This is a genomic window from Pacificispira spongiicola, from assembly GCF_012926505.1.
In the GTDB taxonomy this organism is placed as follows: Bacteria; Pseudomonadota; Alphaproteobacteria; order UBA8366; family Aestuariispiraceae; genus Pacificispira; species Pacificispira spongiicola.
In genome coordinates this window covers 1,001,701-1,019,543 of the sequence record NZ_JABBNT010000001.1, presented here as the reverse complement: position 1 = coordinate 1,019,543, position 17,843 = coordinate 1,001,701, and the positions used below count along the sequence as shown (strand labels likewise).

At 62.3% G+C, this 17,843-nt stretch carries 14 protein-coding genes and 1 tRNA gene; 8 read left to right on the top strand and 7 right to left on the bottom strand.

Annotation, left to right across the window (positions count from 1 at the left end; translation table 11 throughout):
* Window positions 1–25 precede the first annotated feature (25 nt).
* Together HH303_RS04730 and tsaD are read right to left on the bottom strand one after the other, a co-directional pair.
* Window positions 26–1,033, bottom strand: coding sequence for an NAD(P)H-dependent glycerol-3-phosphate dehydrogenase (locus HH303_RS04730; RefSeq protein WP_169624017.1), 1,008 nt, complete (start codon window positions 1,031–1,033; stop codon window positions 26–28).
* Window positions 1,030–2,088 carry a tRNA (adenosine(37)-N6)-threonylcarbamoyltransferase complex transferase subunit TsaD gene (gene tsaD / locus HH303_RS04725; protein ID WP_169624016.1) on the bottom strand — a complete coding sequence of 353 codons (1,059 nt, stop codon included), beginning with the start codon at window positions 2,086–2,088 and terminating at the stop codon, window positions 1,030–1,032. The genes HH303_RS04730 and tsaD overlap by 4 nt, the downstream gene beginning before the upstream one ends.
* 82 nt (window positions 2,089–2,170) lie before the next feature.
* Between tsaD and hemC the strand changes: the two genes are divergently transcribed.
* The 4 genes from hemC (at window position 2,171) to HH303_RS04705 (ending at window position 7,132) form a co-directional block, all read left to right on the top strand.
* On the top strand, window positions 2,171–3,091 hold the full coding sequence (gene hemC, locus HH303_RS04720) for a hydroxymethylbilane synthase (protein ID WP_169624015.1): 921 nt from the start codon (window positions 2,171–2,173) through the stop codon (window positions 3,089–3,091).
* 22 nt (window positions 3,092–3,113) lie between these two features.
* A complete protein-coding gene (locus tag HH303_RS04715) occupies window positions 3,114–5,453 on the top strand; it encodes a uroporphyrinogen-III synthase (RefSeq protein ID WP_169624014.1) in 2,340 nt (779 codons plus the stop codon).
* On the top strand, window positions 5,450–6,742 hold the full coding sequence (locus HH303_RS04710) for a heme biosynthesis protein HemY (RefSeq protein WP_169624013.1): 1,293 nt from the start codon (window positions 5,450–5,452) through the stop codon (window positions 6,740–6,742). Before HH303_RS04715 ends, HH303_RS04710 begins: the two co-directional genes overlap by 4 nt.
* 314 nt (window positions 6,743–7,056) lie before the next feature.
* Window positions 7,057–7,132, top strand: a tRNA-Thr gene (locus tag HH303_RS04705).
* A gap of 51 nt (window positions 7,133–7,183) precedes the next feature.
* On the opposite strand, the gene HH303_RS04700 is transcribed toward HH303_RS04705, so the two are convergent.
* The 3 genes from HH303_RS04700 to HH303_RS04690 form a co-directional block, all read right to left on the bottom strand.
* Window positions 7,184–8,194, bottom strand: coding sequence for a PA2778 family cysteine peptidase (locus HH303_RS04700; RefSeq protein ID WP_169624012.1), 1,011 nt, complete (start codon window positions 8,192–8,194; stop codon window positions 7,184–7,186).
* 9 nt (window positions 8,195–8,203) lie between these two features.
* Window positions 8,204–8,617 carry a PA2779 family protein gene (locus tag HH303_RS04695; RefSeq protein ID WP_169624011.1) on the bottom strand — a complete coding sequence of 138 codons (414 nt, stop codon included), beginning with the start codon at window positions 8,615–8,617 and terminating at the stop codon, window positions 8,204–8,206.
* Between the two features lie 164 nt (window positions 8,618–8,781).
* Entirely contained in the window at window positions 8,782–9,387 is a 606-nt protein-coding gene (locus HH303_RS04690; RefSeq protein ID WP_169624010.1) for a hypothetical protein, read from the bottom strand.
* Between the two features lie 280 nt (window positions 9,388–9,667).
* Here HH303_RS04690 and HH303_RS04685 point away from each other — a divergent pair, with 280 nt between their 5' ends.
* Entirely contained in the window at window positions 9,668–10,018 is a 351-nt protein-coding gene (locus tag HH303_RS04685) for a helix-turn-helix domain-containing protein (RefSeq protein ID WP_169624009.1), read from the top strand.
* Window positions 10,019–10,120: 102 nt separating this feature from the next.
* Here HH303_RS04685 and HH303_RS04680 read toward each other — a convergent pair whose 3' ends face one another.
* Complete coding sequence (locus HH303_RS04680) at window positions 10,121–10,489, bottom strand: helix-turn-helix domain-containing protein (RefSeq protein ID WP_227421515.1); 369 nt, start codon at window positions 10,487–10,489, stop codon at window positions 10,121–10,123.
* A 414-nt stretch (window positions 10,490–10,903) separates the two neighbouring features.
* Between HH303_RS04680 and HH303_RS04675 the strand changes: the two genes are divergently transcribed.
* From HH303_RS04675 to acnA, 3 genes are all read left to right on the top strand, one after another.
* Entirely contained in the window at window positions 10,904–11,530 is a 627-nt protein-coding gene (locus HH303_RS04675; RefSeq protein WP_169624008.1) for a GNAT family N-acetyltransferase, read from the top strand.
* Between the two features lie 124 nt (window positions 11,531–11,654).
* The gene (locus HH303_RS04670; RefSeq protein ID WP_169624007.1) at window positions 11,655–12,401 is read left to right on the top strand and encodes a hypothetical protein; all 747 of its coding nucleotides are present in this window, start codon (window positions 11,655–11,657) and stop codon (window positions 12,399–12,401) included.
* Between the two features lie 303 nt (window positions 12,402–12,704).
* Window positions 12,705–15,401: an aconitate hydratase AcnA gene (gene acnA, locus HH303_RS04665; protein WP_169624006.1), complete on the top strand. Its 2,697-nt coding sequence runs from the start codon at window positions 12,705–12,707 to the stop codon at window positions 15,399–15,401.
* An 88-nt stretch (window positions 15,402–15,489) separates the two neighbouring features.
* On the opposite strand, the gene HH303_RS04660 is transcribed toward acnA, so the two are convergent.
* Complete coding sequence (locus tag HH303_RS04660) at window positions 15,490–17,694, bottom strand: PAS domain S-box protein (protein WP_169624005.1); 2,205 nt, start codon at window positions 17,692–17,694, stop codon at window positions 15,490–15,492.
* Between the last annotated feature and the right edge of the window lie 149 nt (window positions 17,695–17,843).

Here is a 17,843-nt window from a genome sequence, read left to right as displayed (position 1 = left end):
GGCGGATTTCCGCTACTTTGCAGTATTACATACGGAATTCGGCGGATACCGGACGATCCAACAAGGCGCCGATGGCACTGTCGATATCCAGTTTTTCCGACAGGATCGCGTTCACCGCCTGGGCGATGGGCATGTCGACGCCGTGTCTTTCCGCCAGCGCCGCGACAGCCTGGGCGGACCAATAGCCTTCGGTCACGGCCTTGCGGGCGGCCAGGGTTTCGCGGGCGGACCGACCGCTGCCCAGGGCCATCCCGAAGGAGGTGTTGCGGGACGTCTCGCTCATCGCCGTCAGGATCAGGTCCCCGGCCCCGGCGAGGCCCATGACGGTTTCCGCCCGGCCCCCCAGTGTCACCGCAAGACGAATCATCTCCGCCAGACCCCGACTGACCAGGGCGGCCCGCGCGTTTTCGCCCAGACCGCGCCCGGTAGCGATCCCGGCGGCGAGCGCCACGACGTTCTTCACCGCGCCGCCGACTTCCGCCCCGACCGTATCGTCCGACAGATAGGCCCGGAAGCTGCCGGATCCGACGGCGGATTGGATCGTCTTCGCGGCCTCTTCATCCGGTGCGGCGATGACAACGGCGGTCGGCAGGCCGCGTGCGACCTCCCCGGCAAAGGTGGGCCCCGACAGGACTCCGATCCGCGCGGCGGGGGCCGTTTCCGCGACGACATCGGTCATCAGCTTCAATGTGCCCCGTTCCACACCCTTGGCGCAGATCGCAACCGCGACCCCGTCGGACAGTAGGGGGGCGGCGTTTTCCATGATGCCGCGCACGGCCTGCGCCGGGACCGCCAGCAGGACGCAATCCGCGCCGGGCAGGACGGCGTCCAATTCGGTCGAGGCATCGATCCCGCTGGACAGGGTGACGCCGGGCAGGCGCGTCGGATTGCTGCCACCCGAAATTCCGGCGGCGACGTCGGGATTGCGCGCCCAGAGGCGGACATCGCTTCCCGCCCGTCTTGCGGCACAGGCCAGCGCGGTCCCCCAGGCGCCGCCTCCCAGGACGGCGACGGAATGGGTTTTGCCGCTCATGCCGGTTCCTCCGGCAAGCGCAGTTCGGATAGCGGCCAGCGCGGACGCGGTTTGAAATCGAATCCGTCGCGAACGCCCCGTCGCAAGCGTTCCAGTCCGGCCCAGGCGATCATGGCGGCATTGTCGGTACACAGGGAAATCGGCGGCGCGACGAAGGGCATGTCCGCGCCATCGGCGAGGGTTTCGAGGGTTGCGCGCAGTTTCTTGTTCGCCGCGACACCGCCCGCCACGACCAATGTTCCGGCCTGCCCACGGCCTTCGCGGAACGTCGCGATGGCGTTGCGCGTCCGGTCCGCGATCACATCGGCAACGGCATTCTGAAAGGCGGCGGCCAAATCTGCGCGATCCCCGGCGGCCAGGATACCGTCTTCGGAAACCGGCAGTTTATCGGCGGCTTGCCGTACAGCCGTCTTCAATCCGGCAAAGGAAAAATCGCAGCCGGGCCGACCGTTGAGCGGACGGGGCAGGGCGAACCTGTCCGGATCGGTCGCAGATTGCGCCGCCTGTTCCACCGCCGGGCCGCCGGGATAGCCGAGGCCCAGCAGTTTTGCGGTCTTATCGAAGGCTTCCCCGACCGCATCGTCGATGGTTCCGCCCAGCTTTTCATACCGGCCGACATCGTCGACGGCCAGCAACTGGCAATGCCCGCCGCTGACCAGCAGCAGCAGGAAAGGAAACGGAACGTCATTTGTCAGGCGCGCGGTCAGCGCGTGCCCTTCCAGATGGTTCACGGCCACGAAGGGCAGGCCGCGCGCCAAGGCGAGGGATTTCCCCATCGTGGCGCCGATCATGACGCCGCCGATCAGCCCCGGCCCGGCGGTCGCAACGATTCCGTCCAGGTCGTCGAAGCCCAGTCCGGCCTGTTCCAAGGCCTGCCCGACGATCCCGTCCAGATGCACCAGATGCGCCCGCGCCGCGATTTCCGGCACCACGCCGCCATAAGGTCTGTGTTCGTCCAATTGCGACAGGACGACATTGGACAACACCGTGCGATCGTCGCGGACGACGGCGGCGGCGGTTTCGTCGCAGGAAGTTTCGATGCCCAATACGTTCATGGCCGCAGGATGTAGCCTATACGGTCCGGATAGGCTACAGGTTCCGTTCGATAATCAAATATCCCCAGTTCAAGAGGATGGAATGCCCCAACTCCCCGATCGCATTACCTTGGGAACGCGCGGTTCGCCGCTGGCCATGCTGCAAACGCATGAGGTTCGGAACAAGCTGACGGCGGCGCATCCCGGCCTGACGGTGGAGATTGTCGAAATCTCCGTCGCCGGGGATCGGATTCAGGATCGTGCCCTGGCGGAAGTCGGCGGCAAGGGGTTGTTCACCAAGGAATTGGACAAGGCGATCCTGGACGGACGCTGCGACGCCGCCGTGCATTCCATGAAGGATGTCGAAACCTGGCTGGCCGACGGCATTTCCCTGACCTGCGTTCTGGAGCGGGAAGACGTCCGAGACGTGTTCCTGAGCCCGAAGGCGGCGACCTTGATGGAATTGCCGGAAGGTGCGCGATTGGGAACGTCGTCCCTGCGGCGCAAGGCGCAAATCCTGGCGAAACGGCCCGATCTGGAGGTCGTTCTGTTTCGCGGCAATGTGCAAACCCGCCTGCGCAAACTGGACGAAGGCGTCGCCGACGGAACGTTGTTGGCACTCGCTGGATTGAACCGCCTGGACATGGCCCATGTCGCGACGGAGGTTCTGTCGCCGGATTTCCTGCTGCCCGCCGTGGCCCAGGGGGCGATCGGGGTGACCGTCGGGGCGGCGCGGGACGATCTCGCGACCCTGTTTGCACCTCTCAATCATCCGGAAAGCGAAAGCCGTGTGTTGATGGAACGCGCTTTCTTGGATGTCATGGACGGGACCTGTCACACGCCTATTGCGGGCCTGTCTGAAATCCATGGGGATCGGTTTGCCTTCCGGGGGCTTGTGGCGCGGGAAGATGGCACGCGGGTGCTGGAAACCGCCTGCGACGGACCTTTGGATCAGGCGGAAACCCTGGTGCGCGGCGTGGCGCAAGCGTTGAAGCAGGAAATGGGGGACCGCTTCTTTGACTGATCGGATACAGGGGCGACGTCCGATGATCCTGGTCACCCGTCCGAAGGAGGACTCGCGGGCCTTGGTTGCGGCGTTGGATGCCCTTGGTTGCGACAGCCTCGTCGAACCGATGTTGCGGATCGACCCGCTCGCGGATGCCGTGGTCGATCTGGATGGCTGTGACGCCGTTTTGTTTACCTCCGCCAATGGGGTGCGCTGCTTTTCCGCGCTGACGGATCGCCGCGACCTGCCTGTTCTGACGGTGGGGGATGCCAGCGCGGCGGCGGCGCGGGATGCCGGGTTCGGGGATGTCAGGGCCGCCGACGGCGACGTCACGGCTCTGGTGGCCCTGGTCCGGGAAGCATATCCGATTCCGGGAACCGTCTTTTTTCATGCGGCGGGGTCCCAGGTTGCGGGGGATTTGAAAGGCGATCTGGAGGCGTTGGGCCATACGGTGCGGCGCATTCCGCTGTACCAAGCGATCCCGTCCGATACGCTATCCGATGCCTGCCGCGAGGCATTGGCACAGGGTCGGATTTTCGCTGCGACGTTTTTTTCTCCCCGAACGGCCCAAGCCTTTGATAGGCTGCTGGAAGAACAGGGGTATGCGTCCTGTGCGCGTACGGTGCGGGCGGTTTGCCTCAGCCCGGCTGTCGCGGACAAGGCGGCGAAAATAGATTGGGCCGAAATTTCCACGGCCGAAACGCCGGATATGCCGGCGCTTCTGGAACGGATACAGGAAGCGATTGCCATGACGGACGACAAGAAAGAACCCGAAACCGAAGAACCCCCTACCGATCAGGCAGAAGACGCGACGGATGCCGGGGCCGGGGAAGAGGTGGCCGGGAAAGAGGTGGCCGGGGAAGAGGCGATCACGATCAGCGCGGACGCCGTGATCGAAGCCTTCGGCGGTATTCGACCCATGGCGGCGAAACTGGATGTCGCGGTCAGCACGGTGCAGGGCTGGAAGACGCGGGATCATATCCCCGACAACCGTTGGCGCGACGTGATCACCGCCGCCGACGTGCATGGCGTGGATTTGAGCGGCGCCCTGTCCCACGCCGTCGCTGATGCGGAGAAGCCATCCGATAAGCATACGATCGACCTGCACGATATCGATACCGGCGTCTATGACGGGCCGATCGATTACGAGCCCCAGCCTGATGGTGATGAGGCGGAAGAGTCCGCATCGGAAAACACCAAGGCGGACCCCGCCGACAACGCCAAACCTGAGGAAAAGGCCCCGGCCACGCCGAAGAATGACGCCGCGCCTGCAAAGTCCGGGGGCGGCGGTCTTGCCTTGGTCGTCGGTCTCGTCGCTTTGGCCGCGGTGGTGACGCGTCCGGCCTGGGCACCGTATACCGACCCGCATCTCGCGCGCTATTTCCCGGCGATGCAGCAGCAGGCGGCGACCGCCGTCGGCACGGTGCCGGATGCCGCCGCCCCAGCCATCGATACCGCCGCGCTGACCCGGTTGGGCGAAGAAGTCGGCGCGTTGAGCGATGCGCTCGCCCTGGTGAAGGCGGAGGTCGGCGCTCTGTCCGACCGGATGGATGGTATGGGGACGTCAACCGAAGGCACCGACGCGGCGTCTTCAATGCCGCCGGATCTGCCGGATGCCGTGTCCGGGCGGTTGGACGACCTTGCCGCCTCCATCGAACGGGATTCCGAAACCCGCCAGCGTGTTCTGGATCGTCTCGGCGTGATCGAAAACCTGCTGGACCAAGTTTCCGCCGAAGCCGAAAAGGCGACCACGGCGGTTGCCGGGATGGAATCGGCGCAGGCGGATCAGCGGGCGGAACTGGAACGACTGGCTGCCCGTCCGGCGGTTGAAGGCGCGACCCAGGCCGGGTTGGCGTTGGGCGTCGGGTCGGTGGAAACCGCCTTGGTCGCGGGGCGGCCCTTCGATCAGGGGCTGGCGCGGATCGATAGTCTGGCGCCGGAAACCGGTCCGATCCGCGATGCGGTTGAACAGTTGATGCCTTTTGCCGAGAACGGCGTGAAAAGTCGGGCGGCCCTTGTCACCGCTTTCCAAGCCGCGATTCCGGCCATGCAGGCTGAAATCAAGGCGCAGGAAACCGGCGACGTGATCCAGGACGTGTTGAACGGTCTTCAATCCCTCGTCTCCGTTCGGCGAAAGGGCGATGACCCCGACGCGCCGCCGGTCAGCCGCGCGGAAGCGGCCCTGGCGCGGGGCGATCTGGTCGCGGCGGTCGCCGTCCTGACGCCGCTGCGGGAAGCGTCCGTTACGGTCGCGGCTTGGTTGGACGACGCGGAAGCGCGCTTGTCGGCGGAAGCGGGTCTTGCGGCACTTCAGGACGGGGTGGCTGCGGGTCTCACCGGGTTGACGACCGGACAAGGTGACGAAGGGGACGGCGCATGACTTGGCGTGTCTTCTGGTTCCTGATCAAGATCGGCATCGTCGGCGCGCTGGCCGTTTATTTCGCGCTGGAACCCGGTCGGGTCACCATCGATTGGCAGGGCTGGGCGGTGGATATGCCGGTCGGGATATTCGGTCTCGCGTTGCTCGTCCTTGTATTGTTGTTCGTGTATGGCGAACGCATCCGGCAAAGCCTGTTCCGATTCCCCGGCCGTTGGCGCGCGCAGCGTAAGGCGATCCGGGAAATGAAGGGCTATCGCGCCCTGACGCTGGGCATGGTCGCCGTCGCGGCGGGCGATGCGGAAGAATCCCGCCGTCAATCCCGCCGCGCCCGGGATCTGCTGACCGAAGCGCCGTTGACCATGTTGCTGCAAGCCCAGACCGCGCGTCTAACCGGCGACGATGCGGCGGCGACACGCTATTTCGAAACCCTGCGATCGGACCCGGAGGCGGCTTTCCTGGGCGTTCGCGGATTGATGGTGCAGGCGCTGCGCGCGGGGGATAAGGCACGCGCCCTGGAACTGGCGGAAGAGGCGCGCAAACTGCGGCCCTCCGCGAAATGGGTTCTGATTGAATTGTTGGATCTGCAGATGGAGGCGGGACTTTGGTCCCGTGCCCAGGATACCTTGATCGGCGCTCAGAAAAGCGGAGCGATCTCTGCAGGCGATGCTGCCCCGATCCGCGCCCGCCTTGCCAAACAGCAAGCCCGCACGGCCCTGGAATCGCAGGACCGCGACGGCGCGATGAAAGCGGTCAAACAGGCATTGAAGGCGGCGCCCGACGACGCCGAAGCGGCGGTCCTGTCGGCCAAGCTGCAACGGGAAGCCGGGCAGACGCGCAAGGCCGAAAAAACGATTGAGGCTGCGTGGAAGACTCAGCCGACCCACGCGCTGGCGAAGGCCTATCGCGACATTGCGCCGGACGGCGTGGACGTCCTGCTTCAGGTGAAGCGGTTCGAACAACTGCTCTCGCTGGCCCCGGATCATCCGGAAGGACACATGGCGCTGGCCGAGGCAGCGCTGGATGCCGAATTGTGGGGCGAGGCGCGCAGCCATCTGGCGAAGGCCACACCGGTCCTGGAATCGGACGAGGATGGTGTTCCCGCCGGTCCCGTGCCGCCGAGGCTCTGCGCCTTGTGGGCCCGTCTGGAGGAAGCGGAGCATGGCGATATCGCCGCCGCGCATCGCTGGTTGATGCGGGCCGCGGAAGCCGAAGCCGCGGCGGAGGACGCGCGGGCGTTGGTCGAAACCGTGCCACCGCTGCCGCGTGCCGATGACGGGCTGCCGGTTTAGACAAAAAGAAGGCCGGCAGCGCCGACCTTAAAAGGTTATCTGGAGATAGAGAGCCATCGGCTCGACGGCGGTGTTCAAAACCTGTGGGGGTGTGAAGACCGCCTGACTTTCAATATAGGTCCCGAAATCCGGCAATTCAGTGATGCTCGTCACTCGAATCCGGCTTTTTCTGGGAAAATTCGTGCGGAATGACATTTTCTGATCCGCATCGACCATCGGCTTGCGAAAATGGTAGCGAACATGGGCTTGCATTGCGCGACGGCTGCGGATAAAACCCTCCCGCTTTCCACTTAGTGGTCAGCGAGACGTGGCAAGCCGCCATAGCTCAGTTGGTAGAGCGGCGCATTCGTAATGCGTAGGTCAGGTGTTCGAGTCACCTTGGCGGCACCACTCCCCTTACCATATAGGTTTGCCCCATACAGGTTTGCATGTGAACCGACGTCACGATGCCGTGGATGTATCGGTTAGCGTGTCTTTGATTTCCTGCAAGGTTGCACGGGCATCGGCGACGGCGTGTTCGGCCTGTGTGGCGTCGGCCATGGCGACAGCCTTTTCCGCGATCGGCAGGGCGGCACGCGGTTTGCCGTTCTTTAGCAGCGTATAGGCAAGATTGTTCAGCACGATCCAATTGTCGGGCGCGCGGTTGCGGGCCTCGCGAAGGTTGGCTTCCGCGCTGTCCAGGTTGCCTTCCTGGAAGCGCAGATTGGCGAAGGCGACCCAGGGCTGCCATGCGTCCGGCCAAGTCTTCAAGGCCGTGCGATAGGCCGCTTCGGCGCGTTCGGGGCGGCTGGCGCGTTCCAATCCCGCGGCTTCTCCGATCCAGTCGGATACGGTCGCGAAGGCAGGTGGTGGAGCGGACGGGTCTGCCAGGACAAAGCCCCAGAACCCTGACCGCCGCCAGGTATGTTCGAAGGTGCCCATATCCGTGATGCGGCGTTTGTCCTGGCCGCTGCGCAGAACCACGGTTCCGTCATCCAGGTCATATCCCACCAGGACCGCGTAATGCCATTGCGGGGCCATTTCCAAGGCCAGGTTCTGCAACACCAGAACAGGGCGGCCCTGATCGACTTGCCGCAGGGCTTCGGCGATAGAATGCACCGGCAGGGTCATCGCCCCCTGTCGTCGTGCCCCGGTCTGCATATCGGTCTGGAGCGATCCTTTCCGCCCCGGGGTGAAGACGGCGTCCGCTATCCCATCCGGCGTGGCCGCGATGCCGGCATCCTGCAGGACGGTTGCGAGGGCCGCCGGGCCGCAGTGATAGTCGGTCTGGGCGTGGAACGGGACCTCTGTCAATTCGGCGCGGCGGGGGGTGCCGTCGCCAAGGCCGTCACGCCGAAGGGCGTCGGTTGCCGGGGTGGTCGCGGTGCAGGCGGCCGCCGCCAGAAGGCATGCCGTCAGCGACAGTCGCCGTGCACCGGACAGAATCCGCCTTAATCCATGGACAGAGCGCATGGATCTGCCTTAGCTGGCGTTCTGGTTTTTGGTGAAGTTGAAAACATCCGTGAAGCCAAGGATGTCGGTGATCAGCAGCACCAGGAAGACGATCAGCCCGGCACCGACGATGGCGCCGACGGCCCCCTGGCCGGACGGCGCGGAGCGGATCGTGCTGGCCATGCGTTCGGCTTCCGCGTCGGTCAGCGCGGCGACGCGTGCGTCGGCCTCTTCCGGCGCGACGCCCAGGCGGCGGAACTCCTCACGCACGTCTTCACGCGCCATGAAGGCATCGATCGTGGCCCGGTTCTCGTCGACGCGGGACTGGGTTACCAATTTTTCCGTGCCCACCATCGCCGCCTGGGCCGACAAGGGCGCTACGGCGGGAGCGGCGGCGGAAACTGCACAGGTCAGGGCAATGGCTTTCAGTCGATAGGTCTTCATGGATCCTCTCCTTCTTTCAGAATAGCCAAACCGCAACGGACGCCGAAGAACGGCGTCCGACCCTGCCTCCTCTGCGAAGGAAGCTATGCGGCAATTCTGAAGGGGATGGGGTGAGAATAAGGCGACTTTCTGGCGATTTCCTTAACGCCGCCCGGCACCCGCCGTCATCGGCCGTGCGGACGTGTCGTCCCGATGTCGTGGGCATCCAGGTAATCCTGTATCGCCTGCTTCAGGGCCGTGGCGGCCTGGATCGGGATTTTATAGGCATGACCGCCCTGGATCAGGCGGCGGTCCTGCATGACCCAGAAACTGGGTGTCTTGCCGGAAAGCGATACATGCACGGCCAAAGGCACCGGCGCACCGTTCGGATTGCCCAGGGACAGCCGAACGCCGTCTTCCCGCTTGTCCCGGACGATGGAGAAGGCCCAGCGTTCCTGCTTCAGGACATAACCCATCGCTTCTTCCATCAAGGCGACGGGGTCGTCCGCATCGATCCGAGCCAATTGCTGCGTCACCAGGATTTCCAGCGCCTGGGCCGCAGACGCCAGATCGTCCCTATCGATCAACATGGCCGCGTTCAGGCAACGGGCCGTCACCTTGGCCAGTTCTTCGCCCGTCAAAAGGCCCGTCGGGCCCCATCTGTCGTCCGCGGTGCCATCCAGACCGGAGTTGGTTTGTTCCGCCGTGATGCGAAGGGGCCCCACAGCACCCGCATCCCCCTGGTCGACCAGGATTGCGACGTTCAGATCGGACAGGAAGGCGCGGGTCAAATTCATTCTCCTGGAAGGTAGAAATCAATGGTAGCGGCATAATCCGTGCATACCAAGAATGCGCGCGGAATGTCCATCAAGGGTGCGTTTTAAAGGTGAAAAATCGGCATGCGGGAATTTTATTTTAAGCCTAAATTTTTTACCTTGCGGCCTCTTGGTGCGGCATTGATATACCGCGCGATTCGCGTTTTAATAGAACGATTGAAGTTCTATCAAGTTGAATAAGTCGTGGGATTGGTTAAACGTAACCCCCTGACGGGACAGGGAAAAGGAGCCTAGAATGCCGCATCCAGTCGACGTTGCCGTGGGGAATCGCGTGCGCGAGCTCAGAACGCGGGCGGGATTGTCCCAAACCGATCTGGGGGAGCGTCTAGGCGTCAGTTTCCAGCAGGTGCAGAAATACGAAAAAGGCGTTAACCGGATGGGCGCCAGCCGCCTGATTCAAATCTGCGATGCGTTGAAGGTCGGCATATCCGACATCTTCGAAGGCATCGCGTCGATCAGTGAAGCGGAAAGCAAGGACTTGACCGATCCCGAGGCGATGCGGATTGCGCGGGATATCCAACGGATCGACGACGACAATATGCGGTTGGCCATCAAACAACTCGTCAGGACCATGTCCCGCCGATGAATCGAGTTTAGCATTCGCCCCGAAAAGGAAGAAGGCCGACCGTCTTGATGGCGGTCGGCCTTTTATCGGCGCTAACGCTGTAAACGGGGTTTTTGAGACCCTTTAGCTCGCCAGACGGACCTCCGAGGCCACGTCGATCAGGCGGATGATCTCGCGCCGCATGGCCTCATCGGGGATCTGGTGCAATTTGGTCGCCGTAGCGATCGCCTTGCGGGACAGCTTGGCGTTCACCGGCGAATCGTCCTGGCCGCCGTCGTTGACGCCGTCGAAGAAATATTCGACCGGAACGTTCAGCGCCGTTGCGGTCTGCAACAGACGGCTGGCGCCGATGCGGTTGGTCCCTTTTTCGTATTTCTGCACCTGCTGAAAGCTGACACCCAGCTTGTCGCCCAGATCGGTTTGGGACATGCCCTTGGCAACACGGGCTTCACGGACACGACGACCAACATGAACATCCGTAGGATGAGGCATTTTGAACTCCAATTCAGTTGAGGGTTTTCGATCCCTGTCGATCCGGCCTCTTTCGGGCGTACAAGTCAGACTCGTCGGGCGAGACATCGCGCGTCGAGAAGACGGCATAGCCACGAAAAGCCGGAAAGATATCGGATCGGGATTTGGCCGACCTTGGTCGGCACTGCCGGACGTAACACGGGAAAGCGACTGAACCGGGTCCCCACAACCCACTGGAACGACCACTTTGCCAACCGATACACGGCAGGGATGCGTTCACTGTAGCCACGATTTTTACAGATGCAAGAAAAATTCGCACTCATTGGTTGGTAATTCGCCCCAGATTTGTGTTTGTCGTCTACAATGAGGTGCGTTGGGGGGATGTGGCGGGTTACAAGCTGCTACTGCCAAAACCTATCCGAAAAGGAGAGAATGATGACCAGTTTGAAAAAAGTGCAGCCGGACCGTGCGGGCAGGTCGACGCCGAGCGAACCGTCGGTGCGGGTAGAAATTGTTTCCGACCTGGACGGTCTGATGGCGTGCCTTGCCATCCGCAGCGCAACCTTCCTGGCGCGGGGTGAACCGTTCGAGGAAGAATTCGACGGAAACGATCTGGCCAGCACGACCCATTTGATCGCGCGTCAGGGCAAGCGGCCGATCGGAACCATGCGCGTGCGGTTGCTGACCGCGTCCGGTGGCGGGATCGCCTCCTGGGAACGTCTTGCCATCATGCCGAATGCGGGATCGACCGGGATGAAGGCGCTTTACGCCCTGGCGCGGCATGCGCGGGCCTATAGCGAATTCAAGGGCGTTTCCGCCGTTGTCGGCGCGGTGGAAAACCCCAAACTCCTTAAGTTCTGGACGAAACATGGATTTCGTTTGATGGATGCGCCGCCCGCGATATACAACAATGTGGAGTATCAACAGATCATATTGGACTTAGATACAAGTTCCGCGATAAAAGAAGAGGCAAGCGATGCGGCCCTTTTGCAATCGCTGAGCGGTGCGACGGAATGCCGGGATTTCGATCGCTTCATGTCGGAGTATGCTGCTGTGGCCTGATTGGCCTGCATTGGTAAGGCGTATCGAGTTTTATTACCGGTTTGGTAACTCCTTCTCGGTATCGTCGAGGGAATTGCGGCTAGAGATACAGCCGGACGTGAGATTGGATGATTGACGGTAGAGCATGGCGGATCGCAACGGCATAGATGACAGTATTGTTTCCGCACCGATGGTCGCGGTTGGGCGCGGAACGGCGCTGACGGCCTTTGCGCAGGCTGAATCCGCGTCTGAAATCGCGCGTGTCGCACGGCAATTGGGTTTCCAGTGGTGCTTTTGGCAGGCCTGGGAACCGGAAACGGTCGCAACCTGGGATTCGATGCCGCATGGCTTTCTGGAGCACTATTACGGGGTGGAGGCCGACCGTTTCTGTCCCGTCGCCGTCGCCATTCGCCGCCGCTGGCAGAATTTCACCTTCGCGGAGGCGCGCGACAAGCTGCGCGGGCCTTACGCGGATGATACCGCGAAGGTGTGGCAAGCCTTCGGCATCCATGACGGGGCCGTGGTTTTCGGTGGGCGCGGACAGGCCATGTCCGCCCTGATCCTGTGCGCGCCGAAACCGGTGAACGCCCTGTTCGCCCGTTTTCGGGCGGAATTGTCGATTGCGGCGGTTCGAATGGACGAATTGCTGCGCGATCACGAAGGACTGACGCGGATCGCACGCAGTTTCCTGAAGCTCAGCGACAAGCAATTGGAAGCCCTGCGCGTGCAGATTGACCACCCGGAGCTTACCTTCGCGGAACAGGCCAAACTCCTGGATATCTCCCCTCGCATGCTGGAAAAGCGGCATCAGCAGATCGCCCAACGCTTCAATGTGACGAGTTTTTCGTCGGCTGTGGCCAAGGCGGTTTCCGACGGGATCGGGCTCGGTTGAGCGCGTCCGCGCCCTATCCTTATAAATCCGCGCCAAATTGAGCGTTGTTCGGTTACACTGCAATGCAGTATAACGCGCCGCAACTTGGATTTCCGAGGAGCAGCCGACCAGGCCCCTGACGGCACGGTGGCATATCGCCCGCCGGACGCCGACCGAAGGCCCGGTCACGCGCAGTGCCGAATGGAATTGTCACCGGGGGGTGACCGTTTCCCACAGTTCGCGCGCCGGCCTCTCGGAACCAGCCAACGGGGTTTGCCGTACCTTAAAGAGGCGCCCCCTCTACTACGGGAGAGTCAAGTAACCATGACGATGACCGGTCAAGACAGCCTGAAAACCCGCCGCAGCCTGAAAGTCGGCTCCAAGAGCTACGACTATTACGATCTCGCCGCCGCGGCCGAGAAGATTGGGGACATCTCCCGCCTTCCGTTCTCCATGAAGGTCCTGCTGGAAAACCTGCTGCGCTTCGAAGACGGCGGCCACAGCGTTTCCGTCGAGGATGTTCAGGCCATCTCCGACTGGCAGAAGACCAAGACCTCCGATCGCGAAATCAACTACCGCCCGGCCCGCGTCCTGATGCAGGACTTCACCGGCGTTCCGGCGGTCGTCGATCTGGCCGCCATGCGCGACGCCATGACCAAGATGGGCGGCGACCCGCAGAAGATTAACCCGCTGTCGCCATGCGATCTGGTCATCGACCATTCCGTCATGGTCGATTTTTTCGGCGGCCCGGATGCGTTCAAGAAGAACGTGGAACTGGAATTCGACCGCAACGGCGAACGCTATGAGTTCCTGCGCTGGGGTCAGAACGCGTTCGATAATTTCCGCGTCGTCCCTCCGGGCACGGGCATCTGTCACCAGGTGAACGTCGAATACCTGGCCCGCACGGTCTGGTCGTCGATGGAAAAGAACGGCAGCGCCGAAATCGCCTATCCGGACACGCTGGTGGGCACGGACAGCCACACGACCATGGTCAACGGCCTGGGCGTTCTGGGTTGGGGCGTCGGCGGGATCGAAGCCGAAGCCGCGATGCTGGGCCAGCCGGTCACCATGCTGATCCCGGAGGTCGTCGGCTTTAAGCTGATGGGTCGGTTGAAGGAAGGCATGACCGCCACCGACTTGGTGCTGACGGTCACGCAGATGCTGCGCAAGCGCGGCGTCGTCGGCAAGTTCGTCGAATTCTTCGGGCCGGGCCTGGATAACCTGACGCTGGCCGACCGCGCGACGATCGCCAACATGGCGCCGGAATACGGCGCGACCTGCGGGATCTTCCCGATCGACGCGGAAACCATCCGGTATCTCGAATTCTCCGGCCGTCCGGCGGAAGAAGTCGCGCTGGCCGAAGCTTATGCCAAGGCGCAGGGCATGTGGCGCACCGCCGACAGTGCCGACCCGATCTTCACGGATACGCTGGAACTGGATCTGGATCAGGTCGAACCGTCCCTGGCCGGGCCGAAGCGTCCGCAGGATCGCGTCGCCCTGTCCGGTGTGCCGACCAATATCGCCGGTGTCTTCGAAGAACGCGGCCATTCCGACAAGTCGGTGCCGGTCGCCGGGGCCGATTACGCGCTGGAAGACGGTGCGGTCGTTATCGCCGCCATCACGTCCTGCACCAACACGTCGAACCCGGCGGTGCTGGTCGCGGCCGGTTTGGTCGCGCGCAAGGCCCGCCAAAAGGGCCTGAATGTGAAGCCGTGGGTCAAAACCTCCCTGGCGCCCGGTTCCCAGGTCGTCACCGACTATCTGGAAAAAGCCGGTCTTCAGGCCGATCTGGACGCGCTGGGCTTCGACCTCGTCGGGTATGGCTGCACGACCTGTATCGGGAACTCCGGCCCGCTGCCGGACCCGATTGCGGCGGCCATCGATGAAGGCGATCTCGTCACCGCGGCGGTTCTGTCGGGCAACCGTAACTTCGAAGGCCGCGTCAGCCCGCAAACCCGCGCCAACTACTTGGCATCGCCGCCGCTGGTCGTCGCCTATGCCATCGCGGGCAACGCGAAAATCAACGTCGCGACGGATCCGCTGGGTGAAGACAAGGACGGCAATCCCGTCTATCTGAAGGATATCTGGCCGTCGAACCACGAAATCCAGGACACTGTGCGTGAATGCCTGACGGCGGACATGTTCCGGTCGCGCTACGGCAACGTGTTCCAGGGGCCGCCGGAATGGCAGGCGATCAACGTCACGGGCGGGGAAACCTATGCCTGGAACGGCGGGTCGACCTATGTTCAGCATCCGCCCTATTTCGAAGATATGGCCGCCGAACCGGCCGCCGTCACGGATATCAAGGGCGCGCGTCCGCTCCTGATGCTGGGCGACTCGGTCACGACCGACCACATCTCCCCGGCGGGTTCCTTCAAACCGTCGACCCCGGCGGGCGAATATCTGACCGAACGTCAGGTCCGTCCGGCGGACTTCAACTCCTACGGCTCGCGCCGCGGGAACCACGAAGTCATGATGCGTGGCACCTTCGCCAATATCCGCATCCGCAACGCCATGGTCGAAGGCGTCGAAGGCGGTTATTCCCGCCACATGCCGGACGGCGAACAGATGTCCGTCTATGACGCCGCGATGAAGTACAAGGCGGAAGGCACGCCGCTTCTGGTCTTCGGCGGTAAGGAATACGGTACCGGGTCGTCCCGCGACTGGGCGGCGAAGGGTACCAACCTGCTGGGCGTCAAGGCCGTGATCGTGGAAAGCTTCGAGCGTATCCACCGGTCCAACCTCGTCGGCATGGGCGTTCTGCCGCTGCAGTTCAAGGAAGGCACGACGTGGAAATCCCTGGGCCTCGACGGGTCGGAGACCTTCGACATTCTGGGGATCGAGGACGACCTGAAGCCGCGCAAGGACATGACCCTGGTCATCCACAAGGCGGACGGGTCGACCAATCAGGTGAACCTGACCTGCCGCATCGATACGGCGGGCGAGGTCGATTACTACCGTCACGGCGGTGTGCTGCAATACGTGCTGCGCAACCTGTTGGCGGAAGGCAAGGCGGCCTGACCGCCCGGTCTTTAGGTTGAAACGAGAAAGGCGGGCCTCGGCCCGCCTTTTTTGTCCGTTGGGACTGTTCCGGATCAGGAGGCCCGGATCAGGATACCAGAAACGCTTCGGGCGACTCGGATTCCAAGACGGCCAGGCAGGCATCCACCACCTGCGTATCGTATATCGTACCGGACCCGGCCTTGATTTCGTCGATGGCGACATCCAACCCCCGACCCGGACGATAGGGGCGGTGGGAGGTGATCGCCTCCACCACATCCGATACAGCGACGATGCGCGCCTCGATCGGTATGGCCTCACCCGCAAGACCGTCGGGATAGCCGGTCCCGTCCAGCCGTTCGTGATGGTAGCGCACGATGGCGACGACGGTGGGGGAGATGTCGGATTCCATGACGAGATCCGCCCCCAGGCGCGCATGTGTTTTGATCAGCGCCAGTTCTTCCGGTGTCAGGCGGCCAGGCTTGTTCAGCAAGTCGGACGGCACCATCAGTTTCCCGATGTCGTGGATCATGGCGCCCATTTCGATGTCTTGCAGCTGCACGGTATCCAGCTTCAAACGCCGCGCGATGGCGACCGCCAATTTGGCGACGCGGTTCTGGTGGCCCGCCGTGTACGGGTCCCGCAGTTCCTGGGTCTTCGACAGGATTTCGACGGTGCCGCGCAGGGCGCGGACCAGCCGGCCGGTCAGTTCGGCGACCTGTTCCGACGAAGTTTTCGAATCGGTGATATCGTCGACGACGCAGACGAAATGGTTCGGGCTTCCGTCCGGGTGCCGAACCAGGGTGACCGTAAACCGCATCCAACGCGTTTGCCCGTTTGTTTGAACGAAATAGCGTTCGCCTTCGTATTCGTCGATTTCCCCGGCCAATAGTTGCCGCGCAACTTCTTCGTCCGCTGATTGATAGATCGTCGGACTAATTTCATTGAGCGGTTTCCCATCCATCGTGCCGGGTTCGAGGCCGTGGATTTTGCAGAATCGCGGATTGCATTTGAGGAGCCGGAGGTCGAGCGAGATATGACAGATACCGATCGGCGCGCGGTCGAAGGTGATCCGATGTAAATCCTCCACTCTGCGCGCGTCATCGATGTCTTCGACGAAGGCGACGAAATGTCGGGGGGTGCCGTCCTCATGCTGAACAACGGATGCCGTAACGCGCCCCCAGACGGTCTGTCCATCCTTTCGTACGTATCGTTTTTCCAGGGTGATATGCTTGAGGGCGCCGCTCCAAAGCTTTGCTCCCAGCGTCCGGCCTTCTTCGACATCCTCATGGAATGTCAGGTCGTCATACGCCATTTGACGCAGTTCCTGATCGGAATATCCCCAGAAGCGGCACAGGCGTTCGTTCGCCCGCAAGAACCGCCGATTTGCGTCCAAATGGCAAATTCCGACTGCCGCCTGTTCGAACGTCGAGCGGAATCGGGCCTCGGACTGAGCGAGCGCGTGGTCGTCGATTTCCGCTTGGAAACGATCCCCAATCTTGCCGGCGATTTCTTCCAGCAAGGCGCATTCTTCTTTCAGGAAGGGGCCCTCGAACTTCTCTGGATGGGGATTGGCATAGGCGATGTCGATGCGACCGACATCCCCGGAATCGGACTTGATCGTCGCGGAAATACGGCTGGCGGCGTCGTCGTAAGACGAACTGACACGCGTCTGTTCGCCCAGGACGATCCGGACCTGCGCGTCGTCGGGATACAACATGGCGCTTGGGATGACGCTGAGGAACGAGTCCAGCATCTCTGCAATTGGCGTCGTCGTATCCCGGAGGAGCGACGTGATTTTGTACAAACAGCGAAGTTCTTTGATCCGCTCCGTCAATTCCTCGTTTTTCCGCGCCAACTCCGACCGATAAAGATTCCTTGCCGTGACGTCATAGGCGACGGCGACGATCCCGATAACCTGCCCCATATCGTCGAAAATTGCGGACTTATTGAAGACGACATGCATGACGGATCCGTCGTGCAGCGTGATCGGCGTTTCAATCGTCTGGGTGCCGCCGTCCCGGAACAGTATCCGGTCCTGAGACAGGATCAGGTCCAATTTATCATCTGTGATCAATGCCTTCGGAGTATGCCCGACAATGTCTTGCGGGCGCATTCCCAGGGCCTCGCATAGGGCGTCGTTCACGAAGACGTAATATCCGTCTCGGTTTTTGATGAAGATGGGAGTGGCCAGATTGTTGAGCAGGCGCTCCACGGGTACCCGCAGCGGGGTCTCCTCCGCCGACAACATGATCGGCAAGAGATCCGGCAGGTGGTCTTCGACTAGGGCTGAACTGTTCTTACTGGTGGACATCTGCAACCTTGGTACCGTCAAATATATCATGATCCCACCCATACCCAAACTATACCATGATACTTAAAATTCACTAAATACGAGAACCGAATTACGAGTATGGAACTTGGTATGCAGATGCCATTTTTTGCAGGCATACCTTGGGCGCG

Bases quoted from the DNA above. Each gene is read 5' to 3' on its own strand.
- HH303_RS04730 (WP_169624017.1), bottom strand. From the start codon at position 1,033: ATGAGCGGCAAAACCCATTCCGTCGCCGTCCTGGGAGGCGGCGCCTGG.
- HH303_RS04715 (WP_169624014.1), top strand. From the start codon at position 3,114: ATGATCCTGGTCACCCGTCCGAAGGAGGACTCGCGGGCCTTGGTTGCG.
- hemC (WP_169624015.1), top strand. From the start codon at position 2,171: ATGCCCCAACTCCCCGATCGCATTACCTTGGGAACGCGCGGTTCGCCG.
- HH303_RS04710 (WP_169624013.1), top strand. From the start codon at position 5,450: ATGACTTGGCGTGTCTTCTGGTTCCTGATCAAGATCGGCATCGTCGGC.
- acnA (WP_169624006.1), top strand. From the start codon at position 12,705: ATGACGATGACCGGTCAAGACAGCCTGAAAACCCGCCGCAGCCTGAAA.
- HH303_RS04660 (WP_169624005.1), bottom strand. From the start codon at position 17,694: ATGTCCACCAGTAAGAACAGTTCAGCCCTAGTCGAAGACCACCTGCCG.
- tsaD (WP_169624016.1), bottom strand. From the start codon at position 2,088: ATGAACGTATTGGGCATCGAAACTTCCTGCGACGAAACCGCCGCCGCC.
- HH303_RS04675 (WP_169624008.1), top strand. From the start codon at position 10,904: ATGACCAGTTTGAAAAAAGTGCAGCCGGACCGTGCGGGCAGGTCGACG.
- HH303_RS04670 (WP_169624007.1), top strand. From the start codon at position 11,655: ATGGCGGATCGCAACGGCATAGATGACAGTATTGTTTCCGCACCGATG.
- HH303_RS04680 (WP_227421515.1), bottom strand. From the start codon at position 10,489: ATGCCTCATCCTACGGATGTTCATGTTGGTCGTCGTGTCCGTGAAGCC.
- HH303_RS04695 (WP_169624011.1), bottom strand. From the start codon at position 8,617: ATGAAGACCTATCGACTGAAAGCCATTGCCCTGACCTGTGCAGTTTCC.
- HH303_RS04685 (WP_169624009.1), top strand. From the start codon at position 9,668: ATGCCGCATCCAGTCGACGTTGCCGTGGGGAATCGCGTGCGCGAGCTC.
- HH303_RS04700 (WP_169624012.1), bottom strand. From the start codon at position 8,194: ATGCGCTCTGTCCATGGATTAAGGCGGATTCTGTCCGGTGCACGGCGA.